The 17,492-nt window shown below is 59.2% G+C and carries 13 protein-coding genes; 1 reads left to right on the top strand and 12 read right to left on the bottom strand.

Annotated elements, in window-relative coordinates; all coding sequences use genetic code 11:
- Nucleotides 1–17 precede the first annotated feature (17 nt).
- From rplB to rpsL, 9 genes are all read right to left on the bottom strand, one after another.
- Nucleotides 18–851, bottom strand: a complete 834-nt coding sequence (gene rplB, locus EPK99_RS18770; RefSeq protein ID WP_128444615.1) for a 50S ribosomal protein L2 — start codon at nucleotides 849–851, stop codon at nucleotides 18–20.
- An 11-nt stretch (nucleotides 852–862) separates the two neighbouring features.
- Nucleotides 863–1,156, bottom strand: a complete 294-nt coding sequence (locus tag EPK99_RS18775) for a 50S ribosomal protein L23 (RefSeq protein ID WP_128444616.1) — start codon at nucleotides 1,154–1,156, stop codon at nucleotides 863–865.
- Complete coding sequence (rplD, locus tag EPK99_RS18780; protein WP_128444617.1) at nucleotides 1,153–1,773, bottom strand: 50S ribosomal protein L4; 621 nt, start codon at nucleotides 1,771–1,773, stop codon at nucleotides 1,153–1,155. The genes EPK99_RS18775 and rplD overlap by 4 nt, the downstream gene beginning before the upstream one ends.
- A 13-nt stretch (nucleotides 1,774–1,786) precedes the next feature.
- Entirely contained in the window at nucleotides 1,787–2,428 is a 642-nt protein-coding gene (gene rplC, locus EPK99_RS18785) for a 50S ribosomal protein L3 (protein ID WP_128444618.1), read from the bottom strand.
- A gap of 81 nt (nucleotides 2,429–2,509) precedes the next feature.
- Nucleotides 2,510–2,818 (bottom strand): 30S ribosomal protein S10, encoded by a 309-nt coding sequence (gene rpsJ, locus EPK99_RS18790; RefSeq protein WP_003547547.1) that lies wholly within the window; start codon nucleotides 2,816–2,818, stop codon nucleotides 2,510–2,512.
- Between the two features lie 312 nt (nucleotides 2,819–3,130).
- Nucleotides 3,131–4,306 carry an elongation factor Tu gene (gene tuf, locus EPK99_RS18795; RefSeq protein ID WP_128444619.1) on the bottom strand — a complete coding sequence of 392 codons (1,176 nt, stop codon included), beginning with the start codon at nucleotides 4,304–4,306 and terminating at the stop codon, nucleotides 3,131–3,133.
- A 62-nt stretch (nucleotides 4,307–4,368) separates the two neighbouring features.
- The gene (fusA, locus tag EPK99_RS18800; protein ID WP_128444620.1) at nucleotides 4,369–6,468 is read right to left on the bottom strand and encodes an elongation factor G; all 2,100 of its coding nucleotides are present in this window, start codon (nucleotides 6,466–6,468) and stop codon (nucleotides 4,369–4,371) included.
- Nucleotides 6,469–6,501: 33 nt separating this feature from the next.
- Nucleotides 6,502–6,972 (bottom strand): 30S ribosomal protein S7, encoded by a 471-nt coding sequence (gene rpsG, locus EPK99_RS18805; protein WP_128444621.1) that lies wholly within the window; start codon nucleotides 6,970–6,972, stop codon nucleotides 6,502–6,504.
- Nucleotides 6,973–7,053: 81 nt separating this feature from the next.
- Entirely contained in the window at nucleotides 7,054–7,425 is a 372-nt protein-coding gene (gene rpsL / locus EPK99_RS18810; protein WP_003547537.1) for a 30S ribosomal protein S12, read from the bottom strand.
- 478 nt (nucleotides 7,426–7,903) lie between these two features.
- On the opposite strand from rpsL, the gene EPK99_RS18815 reads away from it, so the two are divergent.
- Nucleotides 7,904–8,197, top strand: a complete 294-nt coding sequence (locus EPK99_RS18815; RefSeq protein WP_128444622.1) for a transcriptional regulator — start codon at nucleotides 7,904–7,906, stop codon at nucleotides 8,195–8,197.
- A 129-nt stretch (nucleotides 8,198–8,326) separates the two neighbouring features.
- Here EPK99_RS18815 and rpoC read toward each other — a convergent pair whose 3' ends face one another.
- From rpoC to rplL, 3 genes are all read right to left on the bottom strand, one after another.
- Nucleotides 8,327–12,535, bottom strand: a complete 4,209-nt coding sequence (gene rpoC / locus EPK99_RS18820; RefSeq protein WP_128444623.1) for a DNA-directed RNA polymerase subunit beta' — start codon at nucleotides 12,533–12,535, stop codon at nucleotides 8,327–8,329.
- A gap of 187 nt (nucleotides 12,536–12,722) precedes the next feature.
- Nucleotides 12,723–16,859 carry a DNA-directed RNA polymerase subunit beta gene (rpoB, locus tag EPK99_RS18825; RefSeq protein WP_128444624.1) on the bottom strand — a complete coding sequence of 1,379 codons (4,137 nt, stop codon included), beginning with the start codon at nucleotides 16,857–16,859 and terminating at the stop codon, nucleotides 12,723–12,725.
- Nucleotides 16,860–17,111: 252 nt separating this feature from the next.
- Nucleotides 17,112–17,489 carry a 50S ribosomal protein L7/L12 gene (rplL, locus tag EPK99_RS18830; protein WP_128444625.1) on the bottom strand — a complete coding sequence of 126 codons (378 nt, stop codon included), beginning with the start codon at nucleotides 17,487–17,489 and terminating at the stop codon, nucleotides 17,112–17,114.
- Nucleotides 17,490–17,492 lie beyond the last annotated feature (3 nt).

Here is a 17,492-nt window from a genome sequence, read left to right on the forward strand (position 1 = left end):
GAACGACTTCCCTTCCCTTACTTCTTGACGTGGCGCGAGCGCATGATGAACTTGTCCGTGGACTTGTTCGAACGCGTGCGCTTGCCCTTGGTGGGCTTGCCCCACGGGGTCACCGGATGGCGACCACCGGAGGTGCGGCCTTCACCACCGCCGTGCGGGTGGTCGACCGGGTTCATGACGACGCCGCGAACATGCGGGCGCTTGCCGCGCCATACGGAGCGACCGGCCTTGCCGTCGTTGGTGTTGCCGTGGTCCGGGTTCGACACGGCGCCGATCGAAGCAAGGCAGGAGCCGTGAACCAGGCGTTGCTCACCTGAGGTCAGGCGCAGGATTGCCATGCCCTGATCGCGGCCGACGAGCTGCACGTAGGTGCCGGCGGAGCGAGCGATCTGACCACCCTTGGCAGGCTTCATTTCCACATTGTGGACGATGGAGCCGACCGGGATGTACTGCAGCGGCATGGTGTTACCAGGCTTCACGTCAACGGCCTTTTCAGACGCAATGACCTTGTCGCCGGCAGCAAGACGCTGCGGAGCCAGGATGTAGGCCTGATCACCGTCCGTGTAGGTCACGAGGGCGATGAAGGCCGAGCGGTTCGGGTCGTATTCCAGGCGCTCGACGGTGCCTTCGACGTCGAACTTGCGACGCTTGAAGTCAACCAGACGATAGGTACGCTTGTGACCGCCGCCCTGGTAGCGGGCAGTGATACGGCCGAGGTTGTTACGGCCGCCCTTGGAGTGAAGACCCTCGGTGAGCGTCTTGACAGGCTTGCCCTTCCAGAGGCCCGACCGGTCGACGATGACCAGCTGACGCTGGCTCGGGGTCGTGGGGTTGTAGCTTTTCAGTGCCATTGTTCTTTACCTCAAAGACCGGTGGAGACGTCGATCGTCTGACCTTCGGCCAGGGTGACCACGGCCTTCTTGACGTCTTTCTGCTTGCCGATGAAACCGCGGAAACGCTTGGTCTTGCCGAGGCGGCGCAGAGTGTTGACGGCAGTTACCTTGACCCCGAAGAGAGCTTCGACAGCGGCCTTGATCTGCGGCTTGCTGGCGGTCAGCGCAACGTTGAAGACGACCTGATTCTGCTCGGACAGCAGCGTCGACTTTTCTGTGATCGAAGGAGATACGATCACGTCATAGTGGCGAATGTCGGTCACTTGAAACGCTCCTCTAGAGCTTCCACTGCAGCCTTGGAAAGCACCAGCTTGCCGCGACGCAGGATGTCGTAAACATTGATGCCCTGAACCGGCAGAACATCGACGTTCGGGATGTTCTGGGCTGCGAGCTTGAAGTTGCCGTCGAGTTCGGCACCACCGATCACGAGGGCGTTGGTGAGGCCGAGCGTCGCAAAAGTACCGACGAGCGCCTTGGTCTTGGCTTCAGCCGCAACCAGGTTGTCGACGATGATCAGGTCTTCAGCCTTGAACTTGGCCGAGAGGGCATGACGCAAAGCAAGTGCGCGAACCTTCTTCGGCAGGTCATGCTCGTGGCTGCGAACAACCGGGCCATGTGCCTTACCACCGCCGCGGAACTGCGGAGCACGTGCGGAGTGGTGACGAGCGCGGCCCGTACCCTTCTGCTTATACATCTTCGAACCGGTGCGCGCGATTTCAGCGCGACCCTTGGTCTTGTGGGTTCCCTGCTGCTTCTTGGCAAGCTGCCAGCGCACCATGCGGGCGAGGATATCCTCGCGTGGATCGAGGCCGAAAATCTCGTCCGACAGGGCTACCGTGCCGGCGTCTTTTCCCTCGAGGGTCTTGACGTTGAATTCCATGTGCTTGGCTCCCTTACTTCGCGGCCGACTTGACGGCATCGCGAACGACGATCCACGCGCCCTTGGAACCGGGTACGGCTCCCTTGACGAGGATCAGGCCGCGGTTTTCGTCGGTGGAGACGATTTCCAGGTTCTGGGTGGTGATGCGTGTCTGGCCCATATGACCAGCCATGCGCTTACCCTTCCAGACCTTGCCTGGATCCTGGTTGTTACCTGTCGAACCATGCGAACGGTGCGATACGGATACGCCGTGCGTGGCGCGAAGACCGCCGAAGTTATGGCGCTTCATGGCACCGGCAAAGCCCTTACCGATCGACGTGCCCGTGACGTCGACCAGCTGTCCGGCTTCGAAATGACCAGCCTTCAGCTCAGTGCCGACTTCGATCAGATTGTCTTCGGAAACGCGAAACTCGACGAGCTTCGCCTTCGGCTCGACATTGGCGATGGCGAAGTTGCCGCGCATGGCCTTCGACGTATTCTTTACCTTGGCGGCACCCGCACCCAGCTGAACGGCAGTGTAGCCATTCTTCTCTACGGTGCGATGAGCCACGACCTGGCAGTTTTCCATTCTCAAAACTGTGACGGGGATATGCTCGCCGGCGTCATTATAGACGCGGGTCATTCCCACTTTCTGTGCAATTACACCCGAACGCATCGGTTCAATCCTTCCCAGAGTTGCTTGTCGGAGCGTACAGCTCCTTCATGCCTCTTGCTTCACTCGCTCGAAACCGAAGTTTCAGAGCTTGATCTCAACATCAACACCGGCAGCGAGATCGAGCTTCATCAGCGCGTCTACCGTCTGCGGGGTTGGGTCAACGATGTCGAGAAGGCGCTTATGAGTGCGCATCTCGAACTGCTCGCGGCTCTTTTTGTCGATGTGGGGGGACCGGTTAACCGTAAACTTCTCGATACGAGTCGGAAGCGGAACGGGGCCCCGGACGCTTGCGCCGGTGCGCTTCGCCGTCGACACGATCTCGCGCGTGGAAGCATCGAGAATCCGGTGATCGAACGCCTTCAGGCGAATGCGGATATTTTGGCCGTTCATTCGACATTATCCTTGTTATCTGTTTGCCGCGTGCCGGCAAAACAGGCACGGGTTTAACTCTTCCTAAGGCGGGACCACCGGTGTCAAAGATCGAAAAGGACGCCGAGCATCCGGCATCCCATTCCATTCTTCGGGCCTAGGGCCCACCTTCATGTTCTAAGCAATTATCTGCAGCGAATATGCGAAGCAGACGCAAAATCGCGCTCGCGCGCCATTTGCTACATTTTTGTGTCATAAGCAAGCCACCCCAGGCGGCTTGCTTAAAAGATTTCTCGCCAGGCCGGCCCAAAAGGAACCGCCCACCCCCGTCGATTACTCGACGATGGAAGCGACGATGCCGGCGCCGACGGTACGGCCGCCTTCGCGGATCGCGAAGCGCAGCTTTTCTTCCATCGCGATCGGAACGATCAGCTCGACGTCAACGGTCACGTTGTCGCCAGGCATGACCATTTCCGTACCTTCCGGAAGCGTCACGATGCCCGTCACGTCCGTCGTGCGGAAGTAGAACTGCGGACGGTAGTTGGTGAAGAACGGCGTATGACGGCCGCCTTCTTCCTTCGTCAGGATGTAGGCTTCGGCCTTGAACTTCTTGTGCGGCTTGACAGAGCCAGGCTTGCACAGGATCTGGCCGCGCTCGACGCCGTCACGCTGTACGCCACGGATCAGCGCGCCGATGTTGTCGCCGGCCTGGCCCTGGTCGAGCAGCTTGCGGAACATTTCAACGCCGGTCACCGTCGTCTTGGTGGTGGCGCGGATGCCGACGATCTCGACTTCTTCGCCAACCTTGACGATGCCACGCTCGACGCGGCCGGTCACGACCGTACCACGGCCCGAGATCGAGAACACGTCTTCGATCGGCAGCAGGAACGGCATGTTGATCGGACGCTCAGGCGTCGGGATGTAGGCGTCGACGGCAGCCATCAGCTCGCGGATTGCGTCTTCGCCGATCTTCTTGTCCGAGTCTTCCAGGGCAGCAAGAGCCGAGCCCTTGACGATCGGAATGTCGTCGCCGGGGAAGTCGTAGGACGACAGAAGTTCGCGAACTTCCAGTTCGACCAGTTCCAGCAGTTCTGCGTCGTCGACCTGGTCAACCTTGTTGAGGAACACCACGATCGCCGGAACGCCAACCTGACGGGCGAGCAGGATGTGCTCGCGGGTCTGCGGCATCGGGCCGTCGGCAGCCGAGCAAACCAGGATCGCGCCGTCCATCTGGGCAGCACCGGTGATCATGTTCTTCACATAGTCGGCGTGGCCGGGGCAGTCCACATGCGCATAGTGACGGGCAGGCGTTTCGTATTCGACGTGCGCCGTCGAAATGGTGATCCCGCGCGCCTTCTCTTCCGGAGCGGCGTCGATCTGGTCATAGGCCTTGAACTCGCCGAAATACTTCGTGATCGCTGCCGTCAACGACGTCTTGCCGTGGTCAACGTGACCAATCGTGCCAATGTTGACGTGAGGCTTATTGCGCTCAAACTTGCTCTTTGCCATTTCCGGCTCTCCTATTGTCCTGCCGTGCAGGAAATCTTTATCGGTTTAGGTGGAGACTCCGGTCACTTCTGACCGGAGTACTTTGCCTGGATTTCGGTTGCGACGTTGGACGGCACCGGCGCGTAATGGTCGAACACCATCGAGTACTGGGCGCGGCCCTGGCTCATCGAGCGCAGGTTGTCCACGTACTTGAACATGTTGGCCAGCGGCACATGGGCGTTGATCACGACGGCGATGCCGCGCGATTCCTGGCCCTGGATCTGGCCGCGACGGGAGTTCAAGTCGCCGATAACGTCGCCGACATAGTCTTCCGGCGTTACGACTTCGACCTTCATCATCGGCTCGAGGAGCTGCGCTCCTGCCTTCTTGGCGGCATCACGGAAGCAGGCGCGCGATGCGATTTCGAAGGCCAGAACCGAGGAGTCGACATCGTGGTAAGCGCCGTCGATTAGGGTTGCCTTGACGCCGAGCATCGGGAAGCCAGCGAGAGGACCGGAAGACAGAACGCTTTCGATGCCCTTCTGTACGCCGGGGATGTATTCCTTCGGAACGGAACCGCCGACAACCTTGGATTCGAACACGAAATCTTCGCCATCCGGGTTCGGTTCGAAGACGATCTTAACACGCGCGAACTGCCCAGTACCACCGGTCTGCTTCTTGTGCGTGTAGTCTTCTTCCGTCTTGCGGGTGATGGTTTCGCGGTAGGCAACCTGCGGAGCACCGACGTTGGCTTCAACCTTGAACTCGCGACGCATGCGGTCGACGATGATGTCCAGGTGAAGTTCGCCCATGCCGGCAATGATGGTCTGGCCGGATTCCTGGTCGGTCTTGACGCGGAACGAAGGATCTTCTGCAGCCAGACGGTTGAGCGCGAGGCCCATCTTTTCCTGGTCGCCCTTGGACTTCGGTTCGATCGCGATCTGGATGACCGGCTCGGGGAACTCCATGCGCTCCAGGATAACCTGGTGCAGCGGATCGCAGAGCGTATCGCCAGTCGTGGTTTCCTTGAGGCCCGCCAGAGCAACGATGTCACCTGCGAAGGCTTCTTCGATGTCTTCACGCGAGTTGGAGTGCATCTGCAGCATGCGGCCGACGCGCTCGCGCTTGTCCTTGACCGTGTTCAGAACCGACGAGCCCTTTTCGAGCTTGCCCGAGTAGATGCGGCAGAAGGTGAGCGAACCGACGAAGGGGTCGTTCATGATCTTGAAAGCGAGCATGGAAAGCGGCTCGGAATCAACTGCATGACGCTCGATATCGGCTTCCGTCTTGACGTCGATGCCCTTGATCGCCGGAATGTCGGCAGGCGACGGCAGGAATTCGACGACGGCGTCGAGCAGCGGCTGAACGCCCTTGTTCTTGAAGGCAGAGCCGCAGAACATCGGGAAGAACTTGACGTCGATGGTGCCGCGACGGATCAGGGCGCGGATCTTGTCGTTGTCCGGCATGATGCCGTTCAGATAGTTTTCCGTAGCTTCTTCATCGATATCGACGATCGCTTCGATCATCTTCTCGCGCCATTCGACGGCACGGTCTTTCAGGTCATCCGGGATCTCGACAACGTCCCAGGCAGCGCCGAGGGACTCGTCGCGCCATACGAGAGCGTTCATCTCGATCAGATCGACCACGCCCTTGAATTCCGTCTCAGCGCCGATCGGCAGCTGGCAGACGACGGCGGTGGCGCCGAGGCGTGTCTTGATCATCTCGACCGAGCGGTAGAAGTCCGCGCCGGTCTTGTCCATCTTGTTGCAGAAGATCATCCGCGGAACGTTGTACTTGTCGGCCTGACGCCAGACGGTTTCCGTCTGCGGCTCTACGCCGGCGTTGGCGTCGAGAAGAGCGACGGCGCCGTCGAGAACACGCAGCGAACGCTCGACTTCGATCGTGAAGTCCACGTGGCCGGGCGTGTCGATGATGTTGAAGCGGCGCATCTTGCCGTCGCGACCCTTCCAGTAGGTCGTGGTGGCAGCGGAGGTGATCGTGATGCCACGCTCCTGCTCCTGCTCCATCCAGTCCATCGTGGCCGCGCCATCATGGACTTCGCCGATCTTGTGCGACTTACCGGTGTAATAAAGGATGCGCTCGGTGGTCGTGGTCTTGCCGGCGTCGATATGCGCCATGATACCGAAATTTCGGTAGTCTTCGATGTTATACTCGCGAGCCATAGGACTGCCTTTCGAAATTCGATCGGATGGAGATTACCAACGGTAGTGCGAGAAGGCGCGGTTGGCGTCGGCCATCTTATGCGTGTCTTCACGCTTCTTGACGGCGCTGCCGCGGTTGTTTGCAGCATCCATGAGTTCGCCGGACAGGCGATCGACCATCGTCGTTTCGTTGCGCTTGCGGGCAGCAGCGATCACCCAGCGGATCGCAAGAGCCTGGCGGCGCTCAGGACGCACGTCAACCGGAACCTGGTAGGTCGCACCACCAACGCGGCGCGAACGGACTTCAACATGCGGCGCGACATTGTCGAGCGCCGAATGGAAGATACCCAGCGGGTCCTGCTTGGACTTGCCCTGAACGGCGTCGAAAGCGCCATAAACGATGTTTTCTGCCACGGACTTCTTGCCGTGGAGCATGATGGCATTCATGAACTTGGTAACAACAAGATCGCCGAACTTCGGGTCCGGATTGATCTCGCGCTTTTCTGCACTATGGCGTCGGGACATGCTTCTCGTCTCTCAAACGTTTAGGACGCTTTATCACGCGGAGAACCTCGCGCAGCGCCGGGAAAATGAAAACCCGAAGGATTACTTCGGACGCTTGGCACCGTACTTGGAACGGCGCTGCTTGCGGTTCTTGACGCCCTGGGTGTCGAGAACGCCGCGGATGATGTGGTAGCGAACGCCCGGCAAGTCCTTGACGCGGCCGCCGCGGATCATGACCACGGAGTGTTCCTGAAGGTTGTGGCCTTCACCCGGAATGTAGCCGATGACTTCGAAGCCATTGGTCAGGCGGATCTTGGCGACCTTACGCAAAGCCGAGTTCGGCTTCTTCGGGGTCGTCGTGTAAACGCGGGTGCAAACGCCGCGCTTCTGCGGGTTTTCCTGCAAGGCAGGAACCTTGTTGCGCTTTACGTTCGCCTGGCGAGGCTTGCGGATCAGCTGGTTTACGGTAGGCATTCAACCATCCCTTAGTTTTTCTCAGCACCCTTTCGGGCTAATCTCTTGCCGTTTCCGGCGGCGGCGCACACTTTTTCTCATGCGCAAAACGTGGCCCGATCCGCTTTGGGATGGACCACGGAAGGCAGAGGACGCATTCCTCATGCGTCATGCGTGCAGCATTCGTGTCTTCAACGTGCGTTTGGAACCATGTCTGAGGCAAACTCCGGAACGAGTCGTTCCGAACGGACTAGCCTCACATCGCTTCCGATGCGGGGCGTTTACTGTCTCCACCCCTGCACGTCAAGAGCTGGGGCCAAAATAATGGCTTTTGCGGGCTTTTCGGGCCTTTGAGGGCCTGAAAAGGACCCCCATCCGTTAATTTACTCGGGTCGGGCAAGATTGGCTTTGGGAATCGGTTTCGTTACTATTATGACACGACGACCTTTTCATGCTGCTGGTCTTCCAGAGAGACCGGGGCTCGCTTCCGGAGACCTTGATGATGGCTGAACCAGACAATGACAACAATCTCGAAGGCCCGATGATCTTCATCATCATCGGCAAAGCTTATGAAAAAAAGGGCGGGGAAGGAATCGACCTTCACGTCATGCTGCGTGCGCCGGACGATGATTCCGCTGTGCGGGCGGCGCTCAACGCTCTGACGGAGGAAGGCTTCCTGGAGGCGGATCTCGACCAGATCGGCGTCCTGACGGACATACCCAATGAAGAGCCCCATGCTTCCGCCTACCAAGGCGCGCTTGAGGGCGAAGTCGCGATCATCCGTTTCCAGTAAGGCCTGCCAGCCCTCGCCTATCCGCTGTGGACCGCAGTATCATTCATACAGAAAACGCCCGGATCGCTCCGGGCGTTTCTTTTTTGTATCCATGCGAGCCGCCGACCAGCAGCGCCTCGCCTTTGGTCCTTACTCGGCAGCAGGCGCCTTCTCGGCCATGTCCTGCAGCATAGGCGTTGCAGAACCGGCGCCCGAACCCTTCTTGCGCTCTTCGAGGATGAGCTCGTCGCGCGAGGTGGCGATGCGGCGGATCTGCGTCATCGTACCACCGGTACCGGCCGGGATAAGGCGGCCGACGATGACGTTCTCCTTGAGGCCCTGCAGCGTATCCGTCTTGCCGGCGATTGCAGCTTCCGTGAGAACCTTGGTGGTTTCCTGGAAGGATGCAGCCGAGATGAAGGACGGCGTCTGCAGCGATGCCTTGGTGATGCCGAGCAGAACCGGCTCGCCATAGGCAGGCTTCTTGCCTTCTTCAGCCAGGCGGTCGTTAGCGTCTTCCAGCTCGATCCGGTCGACATTGTCACCGACGATGTACTGGCTGTCGCCGGCATCGGTGATCTCGACCTTCTGAAGCATCTGACGAACGATGACCTCGATGTGCTTGTCGTTGATCACAACGCCCTGCAGTCGGTAGACTTCCTGGATTTCGTTGACCAGGTAGGAAGCCAAAGCTTCCACGCCCTTGATCGCCAGGATGTCATGCGGCGCCGGGTTGCCGTCGAGGATGTAGTCGCCCTTTTCGATGTAGTCGCCATCCTGAAGATGGAAGGGCTTGCCCTTCGGGATCAGGTACTCGACCGGTTCGACACCATCTTCGGCCGGCTCGATCATGACGCGACGCTTGTTCTTGTAGTCGCGGCCGAGGCGGATCGTACCATCGATCTCAGCGATGATGGCGTGATCCTTCGGACGACGTGCTTCGAACAATTCTGCGACGCGCGGCAGACCACCGGTGATGTCCTTGGTCTTGGCGCTTTCCATCGGGACACGTGCAAGCACGTCGCCCTGGGAAACCTTCTGGCCCGGCTCGACCGACAGGATTGCGTCCACCGACAGCTGGAAGCGAGCATCGCCACCACGTGTCAGCTTGGAAATCGTGCCTGTCTCGTCCTTGATGACGATTGCCGGCTTCAGATCGATGCCGCGAGGCGTCGACCGCCAGTCGATGACCTGACGCTTGGTGATGCCGGTGGATTCGTCGGTGGTTTCCGTTACCGAGATGCCGTCTACGACATCTTCGAACTGAACCGTACCGGCGATTTCCGTCATCATCGGGCGTGTATAAGGATCCCACTCCGCAAGACGCTGGCCACGACGAACCTTGTCGCCATCGTCGACATGCAGCTTGGAGCCGTATGCGACACGCTGCGACGACCGTTCCACACCACGCTCATCGAGAATGGTGACAGCCATGTTGCGGCCCATGGCGACGAGAACGCCGTCCGAGTTGCGCAGCATGTTGCGGTTCTTGATCTGGATCGTGCCTTCGTAGGATGCTTCCAGGAACGAGGAGTCGACCACGTTCGCCGTACCGCCCAAGTGGAAGGTACGCATGGTGAGCTGGGTGCCCGGTTCGCCGATCGACTGCGCAGCAATGACGCCGACCGCTTCGCCCATGTTGACCGGCGTACCACGGGCCAGATCTCGGCCGTAGCAGATCGAGCAGACGCCCGTCTGGACTTCGCAGGTCAGTGCCGAACGAATTCGGATCGACTGGATGCCAGCCTTCTCGATTTCGATGACATCCGGCTCGAGAATCATAATGCCGGCATCAACGATACGTTCACCAGTGACGGGATGATCGATGTTGTCCAGAGCCGTACGGCCCAGGATACGAGCGCCAAGCGAAGCCACAACCTGACCGGCATCGACGATTGCCGTCATGGTGAGGCCGTTTTCGGTGCCGCAATCGACCATGTTGACGATGCAGTCCTGTGCCACGTCAACGAGACGACGGGTCAGGTAACCGGAGTTCGCCGTCTTCAAGGCGGTGTCTGCCAGACCCTTACGGGCACCGTGAGTCGAGTTGAAGTACTCGTTCACGGTCAGGCCTTCCTTGAAGTTCGAGATGATCGGCGTTTCGATGATCTCGCCCGAAGGCTTGGCCATCAGTCCGCGCATGCCGCCCAGCTGACGCATCTGGTTCGGTGAACCACGAGCACCAGAGTGAGACATCATGTAGATCGCGTTCATCGGCTTCTGGCGACCCGTTTCCGGATCGAACTCGACAGCCTTAATACGGGCCATCATGTCTTCGGCAACCTTTTCGGTGGCCTTGCCCCAGGCGTCCACGACCTTGTTGTACTTCTCGCCCTGAGTGATCAGGCCATCGTTGTACTGCTGCTCGTATTCCTTGACCAAAGTCTCGGTGTCACCGACGATCTTCTCCTTGGTCTCCGGAATGATCATGTCGTCCTTGCCGAACGAAATGCCGGCCTTGCAGGCGTGGGTGAAGCCCAGCTGCATGATCCGGTCGCAGAAGATCACCGTGTCCTTCTGGCCGCAGTGACGGTAGACCGTGTCGATCATCTTGGAGATGTTCTTCTTGGTCATTTCCTGGTTGCAGATATCGAAGGGCACCTTGCCGTTCTTGGGCAGGAGCTCGCCGATGATCATACGGCCAGGCGTCGTTTCGAAGATCTTCGTGTAGGGCTTGCCCTCTTCGTCGATCGACTTGAAGCGTCCGCGAATCTTGGAGTGCAGGGTCACGACCTTGTTTTCCAGGGCATGGTGCAGTTCGCCCATGTCCGAGAAGACCATGCCTTCGCCCGGCTCGTTCTGATTGACGATCGACAGGTAATAGAGACCGAGAACCATGTCCTGCGAAGGAACGATGATCGGTGCGCCGTTTGCCGGATGCAGGATGTTGTTCGTGGACATCATCAGCACGCGCGCTTCAAGCTGGGCCTCAAGCGAAAGCGGCACGTGAACGGCCATCTGGTCGCCGTCGAAGTCGGCGTTGAAGGCCGTGCAGACGAGCGGGTGCAACTGGATAGCCTTGCCTTCGACTAGGATCGGTTCAAAGGCCTGGATGCCCAGGCGGTGCAGCGTCGGCGCACGGTTCAAGAGAACCGGATGCTCGCGGATGACCTCATCGAGGATATCCCAGACTTCCGGCTTTTCCTTTTCGACCAGCTTCTTGGCCTGCTTGACGGTCGAGGAGTAACCCTTGGCATCGAGACGGGCATAGATGAACGGCTTGAACAGTTCGAGCGCCATCTTCTTGGGAAGACCGCACTGGTGCAGCTTCAGTTCCGGACCCGTCACGATTACCGAACGGCCGGAATAGTCGACGCGCTTGCCGAGCAGGTTCTGGCGGAAGCGGCCCTGCTTGCCCTTGAGCATGTCGGACAGCGACTTCAGCGGACGCTTGTTCGCACCGGTGATGACGCGGCCACGGCGGCCGTTGTCGAACAGCGCATCTACAGATTCCTGCAGCATGCGCTTTTCGTTGCGGATGATGATGCCCGGAGCGCGCAGTTCGATCAAGCGCTTCAAACGGTTGTTACGGTTGATGACGCGGCGATAGAGGTCGTTCAGGTCGGAGGTCGCGAAGCGGCCACCGTCCAGTGGCACCAGTGGACGCAGGTCCGGCGGAATCACGGGAACGACCTTCATGATCATCCATTCCGGGCGGTTGCCGGATTCGATGAAGTTCTCGACGATCTTGAGGCGCTTCATCAGCTTCTTCTGCTTGAGATCCGACGTCGTGTCGGCAAGCTCCGCGCGCAGGTCGCCAGCGATCTTCTCGAGATTCATCGAGGCGAGCATCTCATAGATGGCCTCGGCGCCGATCATCGCGGTGAACTGGTCTTCGCCATACTCTTCGATGGCGAGCATGTATTCTTCTTCGGAAAGAAGCTGGTTTTCCTTCAGCGCCGTCAGGCCAGGCTCGGTGACGATATAGTTCTCGAAGTAGAGAACGCGCTCGACATCCTTCAGCGTCATGTCGAGCAGCGTCGAGATGCGCGAAGGCAGGGACTTCAGGAACCAGATATGGGCGACCGGAGCGGCAAGCTCGATATGGCCCATGCGCTCACGGCGAACGCGCGACAGCGTCACTTCGACGCCGCACTTTTCGCAGATGATGCCCTTGTACTTCATGCGCTTGTACTTGCCGCACAGGCACTCATAGTCCTTGATCGGCCCGAAAATACGCGCGCAGAAAAGGCCGTCGCGTTCCGGCTTGAACGTACGGTAGTTGATGGTTTCCGGCTTTTTGATTTCGCCGTAGGACCACGACAGGATCTTTTCCGGGCTCGCAATCGAGATCCGGATCGAATCGAAGTGCTGTGCTGGCACTGTCGGGTTGAAAAGGTTCATGACCTCTTGGTTCATGCCTGTCTCCTTGATGGGGCGCGAAGGCCCTCAATTGGATTACGGTCTCGACAAATTCCCGGGCTGTCGAACCGAACCCTTAAATGACAATAGGCGCCAAATGCGGCGAAACTTCCCTCCCCCAGGAACAAGTCCAACGGGAGGGAACGGCGTGCGCGATCTCTCACGCACGCCCTTTGTCAAAGTGTCACTCTGCAGCGTCAGGCAACTGCGTCTGATCGGCCGTTTCGAGCTTGGAATTCTCCAGCTCCACCGACAGACCAAGCGACCGCATTTCCTTGACGAGAACGTTGAAGCTCTCCGGAATGCCCGCCTCGAACGTGTCGTCACCGCGGACGATCGCCTCATAGACCTTGGTACGGCCAGCCACGTCGTCCGACTTCACCGTCAGCATTTCCTGCAGCGTATAGGCGGCACCATAGGCTTCCAGAGCCCAGACCTCCATTTCGCCGAAGCGCTGACCGCCGAACTGCGCCTTGCCACCGAGCGGCTGCTGGGTAACGAGCGAGTAAGGACCGATCGAACGGGCGTGGATCTTGTCGTCCACCAAGTGGTTCAGCTTGATCATGTACATGTAGCCGACGGTGACCTTGCGGTCGAACTGCTCGCCGGTACGTCCATCGTACAGAACCGACTGACCCGACGGGTTCAAGCCAGCCTTTGTCAGCATTGCCGCAACGTCGGGCTCATGCGCACCGTCGAAGACCGGCGTTGCGATGGAGAGACCGCGCTTCGACTGCTCGGCAAGACGAACGAGCGAGTCGTCGTCAAACATCGACACTTCGTTGTTTGCCTGGCTTTCGTAGGCTTCCGTCAGTTCTTTCTTCAGGTCCGTGATGTCGTTCGACTTGCGGTATTCCTCAAGCATAGCCCCGATGCGCTTGCCCATACCGGCGCAAGCCCATGCAAGATGCGTCTCGAGGATCTGACCGACGTTCATGCGCGAAGGCACGCCCAGCGGGTTCAGAACGACGTCCACATGTGTGCCATCTTCGAGGAAAGGCATGTCCTCGATCGGAACGATGCGCGATACGACACCCTTGTTACCGTGACGGCCGGCCATCTTGTCGCCCGGCTGGATCTTGCGCTTCACAGCCACGAAGACCTTGACCATCTTCATGACGCCCGGAGGCATTTCGTCGCCGCGTTGGACCTTCTCGACCTTGTCCATGAAGCGCTGTTCGAGGCGCGACTTGGATTCGTCGTACTGACCACGAAGAGCTTCGATCTCGCCCTGGACCTTTTCGTCTTCGACGGCGAACATCCACCATTGCGAGCGCGGATATTCCGAGATCACGGTGTTGCCGAGCTCGGTGCCCTTCTTGAAGCCCTTGGGACCGGCAACAGCCACCTGACCGCGCAGCATGTCCGTCAGACGGCCATACACGTTGCGGTCGAGAATAGCCTGCTCGTCATCACGGTCCTTAGCGAGGCGTTCGATTTCCTCGCGTTCGATCGCCATGGCGCGCTCGTCCTTTTCCACCCCATGGCGGTTGAAGACGCGGACTTCGACAACGGTGCCGAAAGTGCCCGGAGGCATACGCATGGAGGTGTCGCGAACATCGGATGCCTTCTCACCGAAGATGGCGCGCAGAAGCTTTTCTTCCGGCGTCATCGGGCTTTCGCCCTTCGGTGTGATCTTGCCGACCAGGATGTCGCCCGGCTGAACTTCGGCGCCGATGTAGACGATGCCGGCTTCGTCCAGGTTCTTCAGCGCTTCTTCCGAGACGTTCGGGATGTCGCGCGTGATTTCTTCCGGACCGAGCTTCGTGTCACGCGCCATCACTTCGAATTCTTCGATGTGAATGGAGGTGAACACGTCGTCGGCAACGATACGCTCGGAGAGTAGGATCGAGTCTTCGTAGTTGTAGCCGTTCCAGGGCATGAACGCGACGAGCGCGTTGCGGCCGAGCGCCAAGTCACCAAGGTCCGTCGAAGGACCGTCGGCGATGATGTCGCCCTTGTTCAGGATGTCGCCGACGGCGACCAGCGGACGCTGGTTGACGCAGGTGTTCTGGTTGGAACGCTGGAACTTCTGCAGACGATAGATATCGACGCCCGACTTCGACGGATCGAGGTCTTCGGTTGCGCGAATAACGATACGGGTCGCATCCACCTGGTCCACCACGCCGCCACGGCGGGCTGCAATAGCAGCGCCGGAGTCACGCGCAACGACCGGTTCCATGCCGGTGCCGACAAACGGCGCCTCGGCGCGCACCAGAGGCACGGCCTGACGCTGCATGTTCGAGCCCATGAGAGCGCGGTTGGCGTCGTCGTTTTCCAGGAACGGGATCAGGGCCGCAGCGACCGAAACCAGCTGCTTCGGCGAGACGTCCATCAGGTTGATGGTGTCGCGCGGCGACAGCATGACTTCGCCGGCATGACGGCAGACGACGAATTCCTCGACGAAGTTGCCTTCCGGCGTCAGCTCGGAGTTGGCCTGCGCCACGTAGTACTTGGCTTCTTCCATTGCGGAAAGATACAGCACTTCCTTGGTGACGACCCCGTCGACGATCTTGCGGTACGGGCTTTCGATGAAGCCATACTTGTTGACGCGTGCGAAGGTAGCGAGCGAGTTGATCAGACCGATGTTAGGGCCTTCCGGCGTTTCGATCGGGCAAATACGGCCGTAATGGGTCGGGTGAACGTCGCGGACTTCGAAGCCTGCACGCTCGCGGGTCAAACCACCCGGACCAAGAGCCGAAAGACGGCGCTTGTGGGTGATTTCCGAGAGCGGGTTCACCTGGTCCATGAACTGCGACAGCTGCGAGGAGCCGAAGAATTCACGCACCGCGGCGGCTGCCGGCTTGGCGTTGATGAGGTCCTGCGGCATGACCGTGTCGATCTCGATCGACGACATGCGCTCCTTGATGGCGCGCTCCATGCGCAGCAGACCCAGACGGTACTGGTTCTCCATCAACTCACCGACCGAGCGGACGCGGCGGTTGCCGAGGTTGTCGATGTCGTCGATCTCGCCCTTGCCGTCGCGCAGTTCCACGAGCATCTTGACCACGGCCAGGATGTCGTCCTTGCGCAGCGTGCGGACGGTATCCGGCACGTCGAGATCCAGGCGCATGTTCATCTTCACGCGACCAACGGCGGAGAGGTCATACCGCTCCGAATCGAAGAACAGCGAGTTGAACATGGCTTCGGCCGATTCCATGGTCGGCGGCTCACCCGGACGCATGACGCGGTAGATGTCGAACAGAGCTTCCTGGCGGTTCTCGTTCTTGTCGGCCGACAGCGTGTTGCGGATGTAGGCGCCGACATTGATATGGTCGATGCCGAGAACCGGAATCTCGTCGAATCCTGCATTCAGGATGATCGGCAGGGTCTTCTCGTCGATCTCGTCGCCTGCTTCCAGGTAGATTTCGCCGGTCTCGACGTTGACAATGTCTTCGGCGAGAAAGTTGCCGTAAACTTCGTCATTGGTTGCCTTCAGAGCTTTCAGGCCCTTGTCGGACAGCTGGCGCAGCAGACGCGGGGTCAGCTTCTTGCCCGATTCCACGACCACTTCGCCGGTGTCGGCGTCGATCATGTCGGACAGAACCTTGGCGCCCTTGAGGGTTTCCGGCTGGAACGGAATCCGCCAGCCTTCGCCTTCGCGCTCATAGGTGGACTTGGTGTAGAAGGTCGAGAGGATTTCCTCGCCGTCCATGCCAAGCGCCATCAGCAGCGAGGTCGCAGGGATCTTGCGGCGACGGTCGATACGCGCATAGACGATGTCCTTGGCGTCGAATTCGATGTCGAGCCAGGAACCGCGATAGGGAATGACGCGGGCAGCGAATAGCAGCTTGCCGGATGAATGGCTCTTGCCCTTGTCGTGGTCGAAGAAGACGCCCGGGGAGCGGTGCATCTGAGACACGATGACGCGTTCGGTGCCGTTCACGATGAACGTGCCGTTATCGGTCATGAGGGGCATGTCGCCCATGTAGACGGACTGTTCCTTGATGTCCTTGATGGACTTGGCGCCCGTATCCTCATCGATATCGAATACGATGAGGCGCAGCGTCACCTTGAGCGGCGCCGCATAGGTGAGGTCGCGCTGGCGGCATTCTTCAACGTCGAACTTCGGCAGTTCGAATTCGTAGGACACGAATTCCAGCATCGACGCACCGGAAAAGTCGGTGATCGGGAAGACGGACTTGAAGACGGCGTTGAGGCCTTCATCAGGCCGACCGCCCTTCGGCTCGTCAACCATCAGGAACTGGTCATAGGAAGCCTTCTGAACCTCAATCAGGTTCGGCATTTCCGTGACTTCAGGGATTTTACCAAAAAACTTGCGTACGCGCCTGCGACCATTAAACGAAAGGGTCTGAGCCATCGTCGCTCCTTCAAAATTGCATCCGGGCCTGCAACGGACGGGGTTCGCTGGCCAAACGATCTCCCGTCGATCATGGTATTCTCAATCTCGTCCCGGTTTTCCAACACGCCAGGCCGGATTGCCTTTTCGGTTGGTTCGGGACCATCCTCTTGAGAACCCATTACCCAGGAACCGTTTCGACGGTTCCTGGGTAATCCGTTCAGAGGAAATCGGTGGAAGAGGAGAGACCCCTCTCCCACCGCCATTCCAGTATTACTTGACGTCGACCTTAGCGCCGGTGTCTTCAAGCTTCTTCTTGAGATCGGCAGCTTCAGCCTTGTTAACGCCTTCCTTGACAGCCTTCGGAGCGGCTTCAACGAGATCCTTGGCTTCCTTGAGGCCCAGGCCGGTGATGGCGCGGACTTCCTTGATGACGTTGATCTTGTTGGCGCCGACGTCGACGAGGATGACGTCGAACTCGGTCTTTTCTTCTTCGACGACTGCAGCAGCAGCGCCACCGCCAGCAGCAGCAGCAGCTACGGGAGCAGCTGCAGAAACGCCCCACTTTTCTTCGAGCATCTTGGAAAGCTCAGCAGCTTCCAGGACGGTCAGGGCGGAGAGGTCTTCTACGATCTTTGCGAGATCAGCCATTTT

The organism is Neorhizobium lilium, assembly GCF_004053875.1.
GTDB classification, from domain to species: domain Bacteria; phylum Pseudomonadota; class Alphaproteobacteria; order Rhizobiales; family Rhizobiaceae; genus Neorhizobium; species Neorhizobium lilii.

Excerpts from the sequence above, each read along its gene's own strand:
- fusA (WP_128444620.1), bottom strand. The coding sequence starts at position 6,468 with ATGGCTCGCGAGTATAACATCGAAGACTACCGAAATTTCGGTATCATG.
- rplD (WP_128444617.1), bottom strand. The coding sequence starts at position 1,773 with ATGGAATTCAACGTCAAGACCCTCGAGGGAAAAGACGCCGGCACGGTA.
- rplB (WP_128444615.1), bottom strand. The coding sequence starts at position 851 with ATGGCACTGAAAAGCTACAACCCCACGACCCCGAGCCAGCGTCAGCTG.
- rpoB (WP_128444624.1), bottom strand. The coding sequence starts at position 16,859 with ATGGCTCAGACCCTTTCGTTTAATGGTCGCAGGCGCGTACGCAAGTTT.
- rpsJ (WP_003547547.1), bottom strand. The coding sequence starts at position 2,818 with ATGAACGGCCAAAATATCCGCATTCGCCTGAAGGCGTTCGATCACCGG.
- rplL (WP_128444625.1), bottom strand. The coding sequence starts at position 17,489 with ATGGCTGATCTCGCAAAGATCGTAGAAGACCTCTCCGCCCTGACCGTC.
- rpsG (WP_128444621.1), bottom strand. The coding sequence starts at position 6,972 with ATGTCCCGACGCCATAGTGCAGAAAAGCGCGAGATCAATCCGGACCCG.
- rpoC (WP_128444623.1), bottom strand. The coding sequence starts at position 12,535 with ATGAACCAAGAGGTCATGAACCTTTTCAACCCGACAGTGCCAGCACAG.
- rpsL (WP_003547537.1), bottom strand. The coding sequence starts at position 7,425 with ATGCCTACCGTAAACCAGCTGATCCGCAAGCCTCGCCAGGCGAACGTA.
- tuf (WP_128444619.1), bottom strand. The coding sequence starts at position 4,306 with ATGGCAAAGAGCAAGTTTGAGCGCAATAAGCCTCACGTCAACATTGGC.
- rplC (WP_128444618.1), bottom strand. The coding sequence starts at position 2,428 with ATGCGTTCGGGTGTAATTGCACAGAAAGTGGGAATGACCCGCGTCTAT.
- EPK99_RS18815 (WP_128444622.1), top strand. The coding sequence starts at position 7,904 with ATGATGGCTGAACCAGACAATGACAACAATCTCGAAGGCCCGATGATC.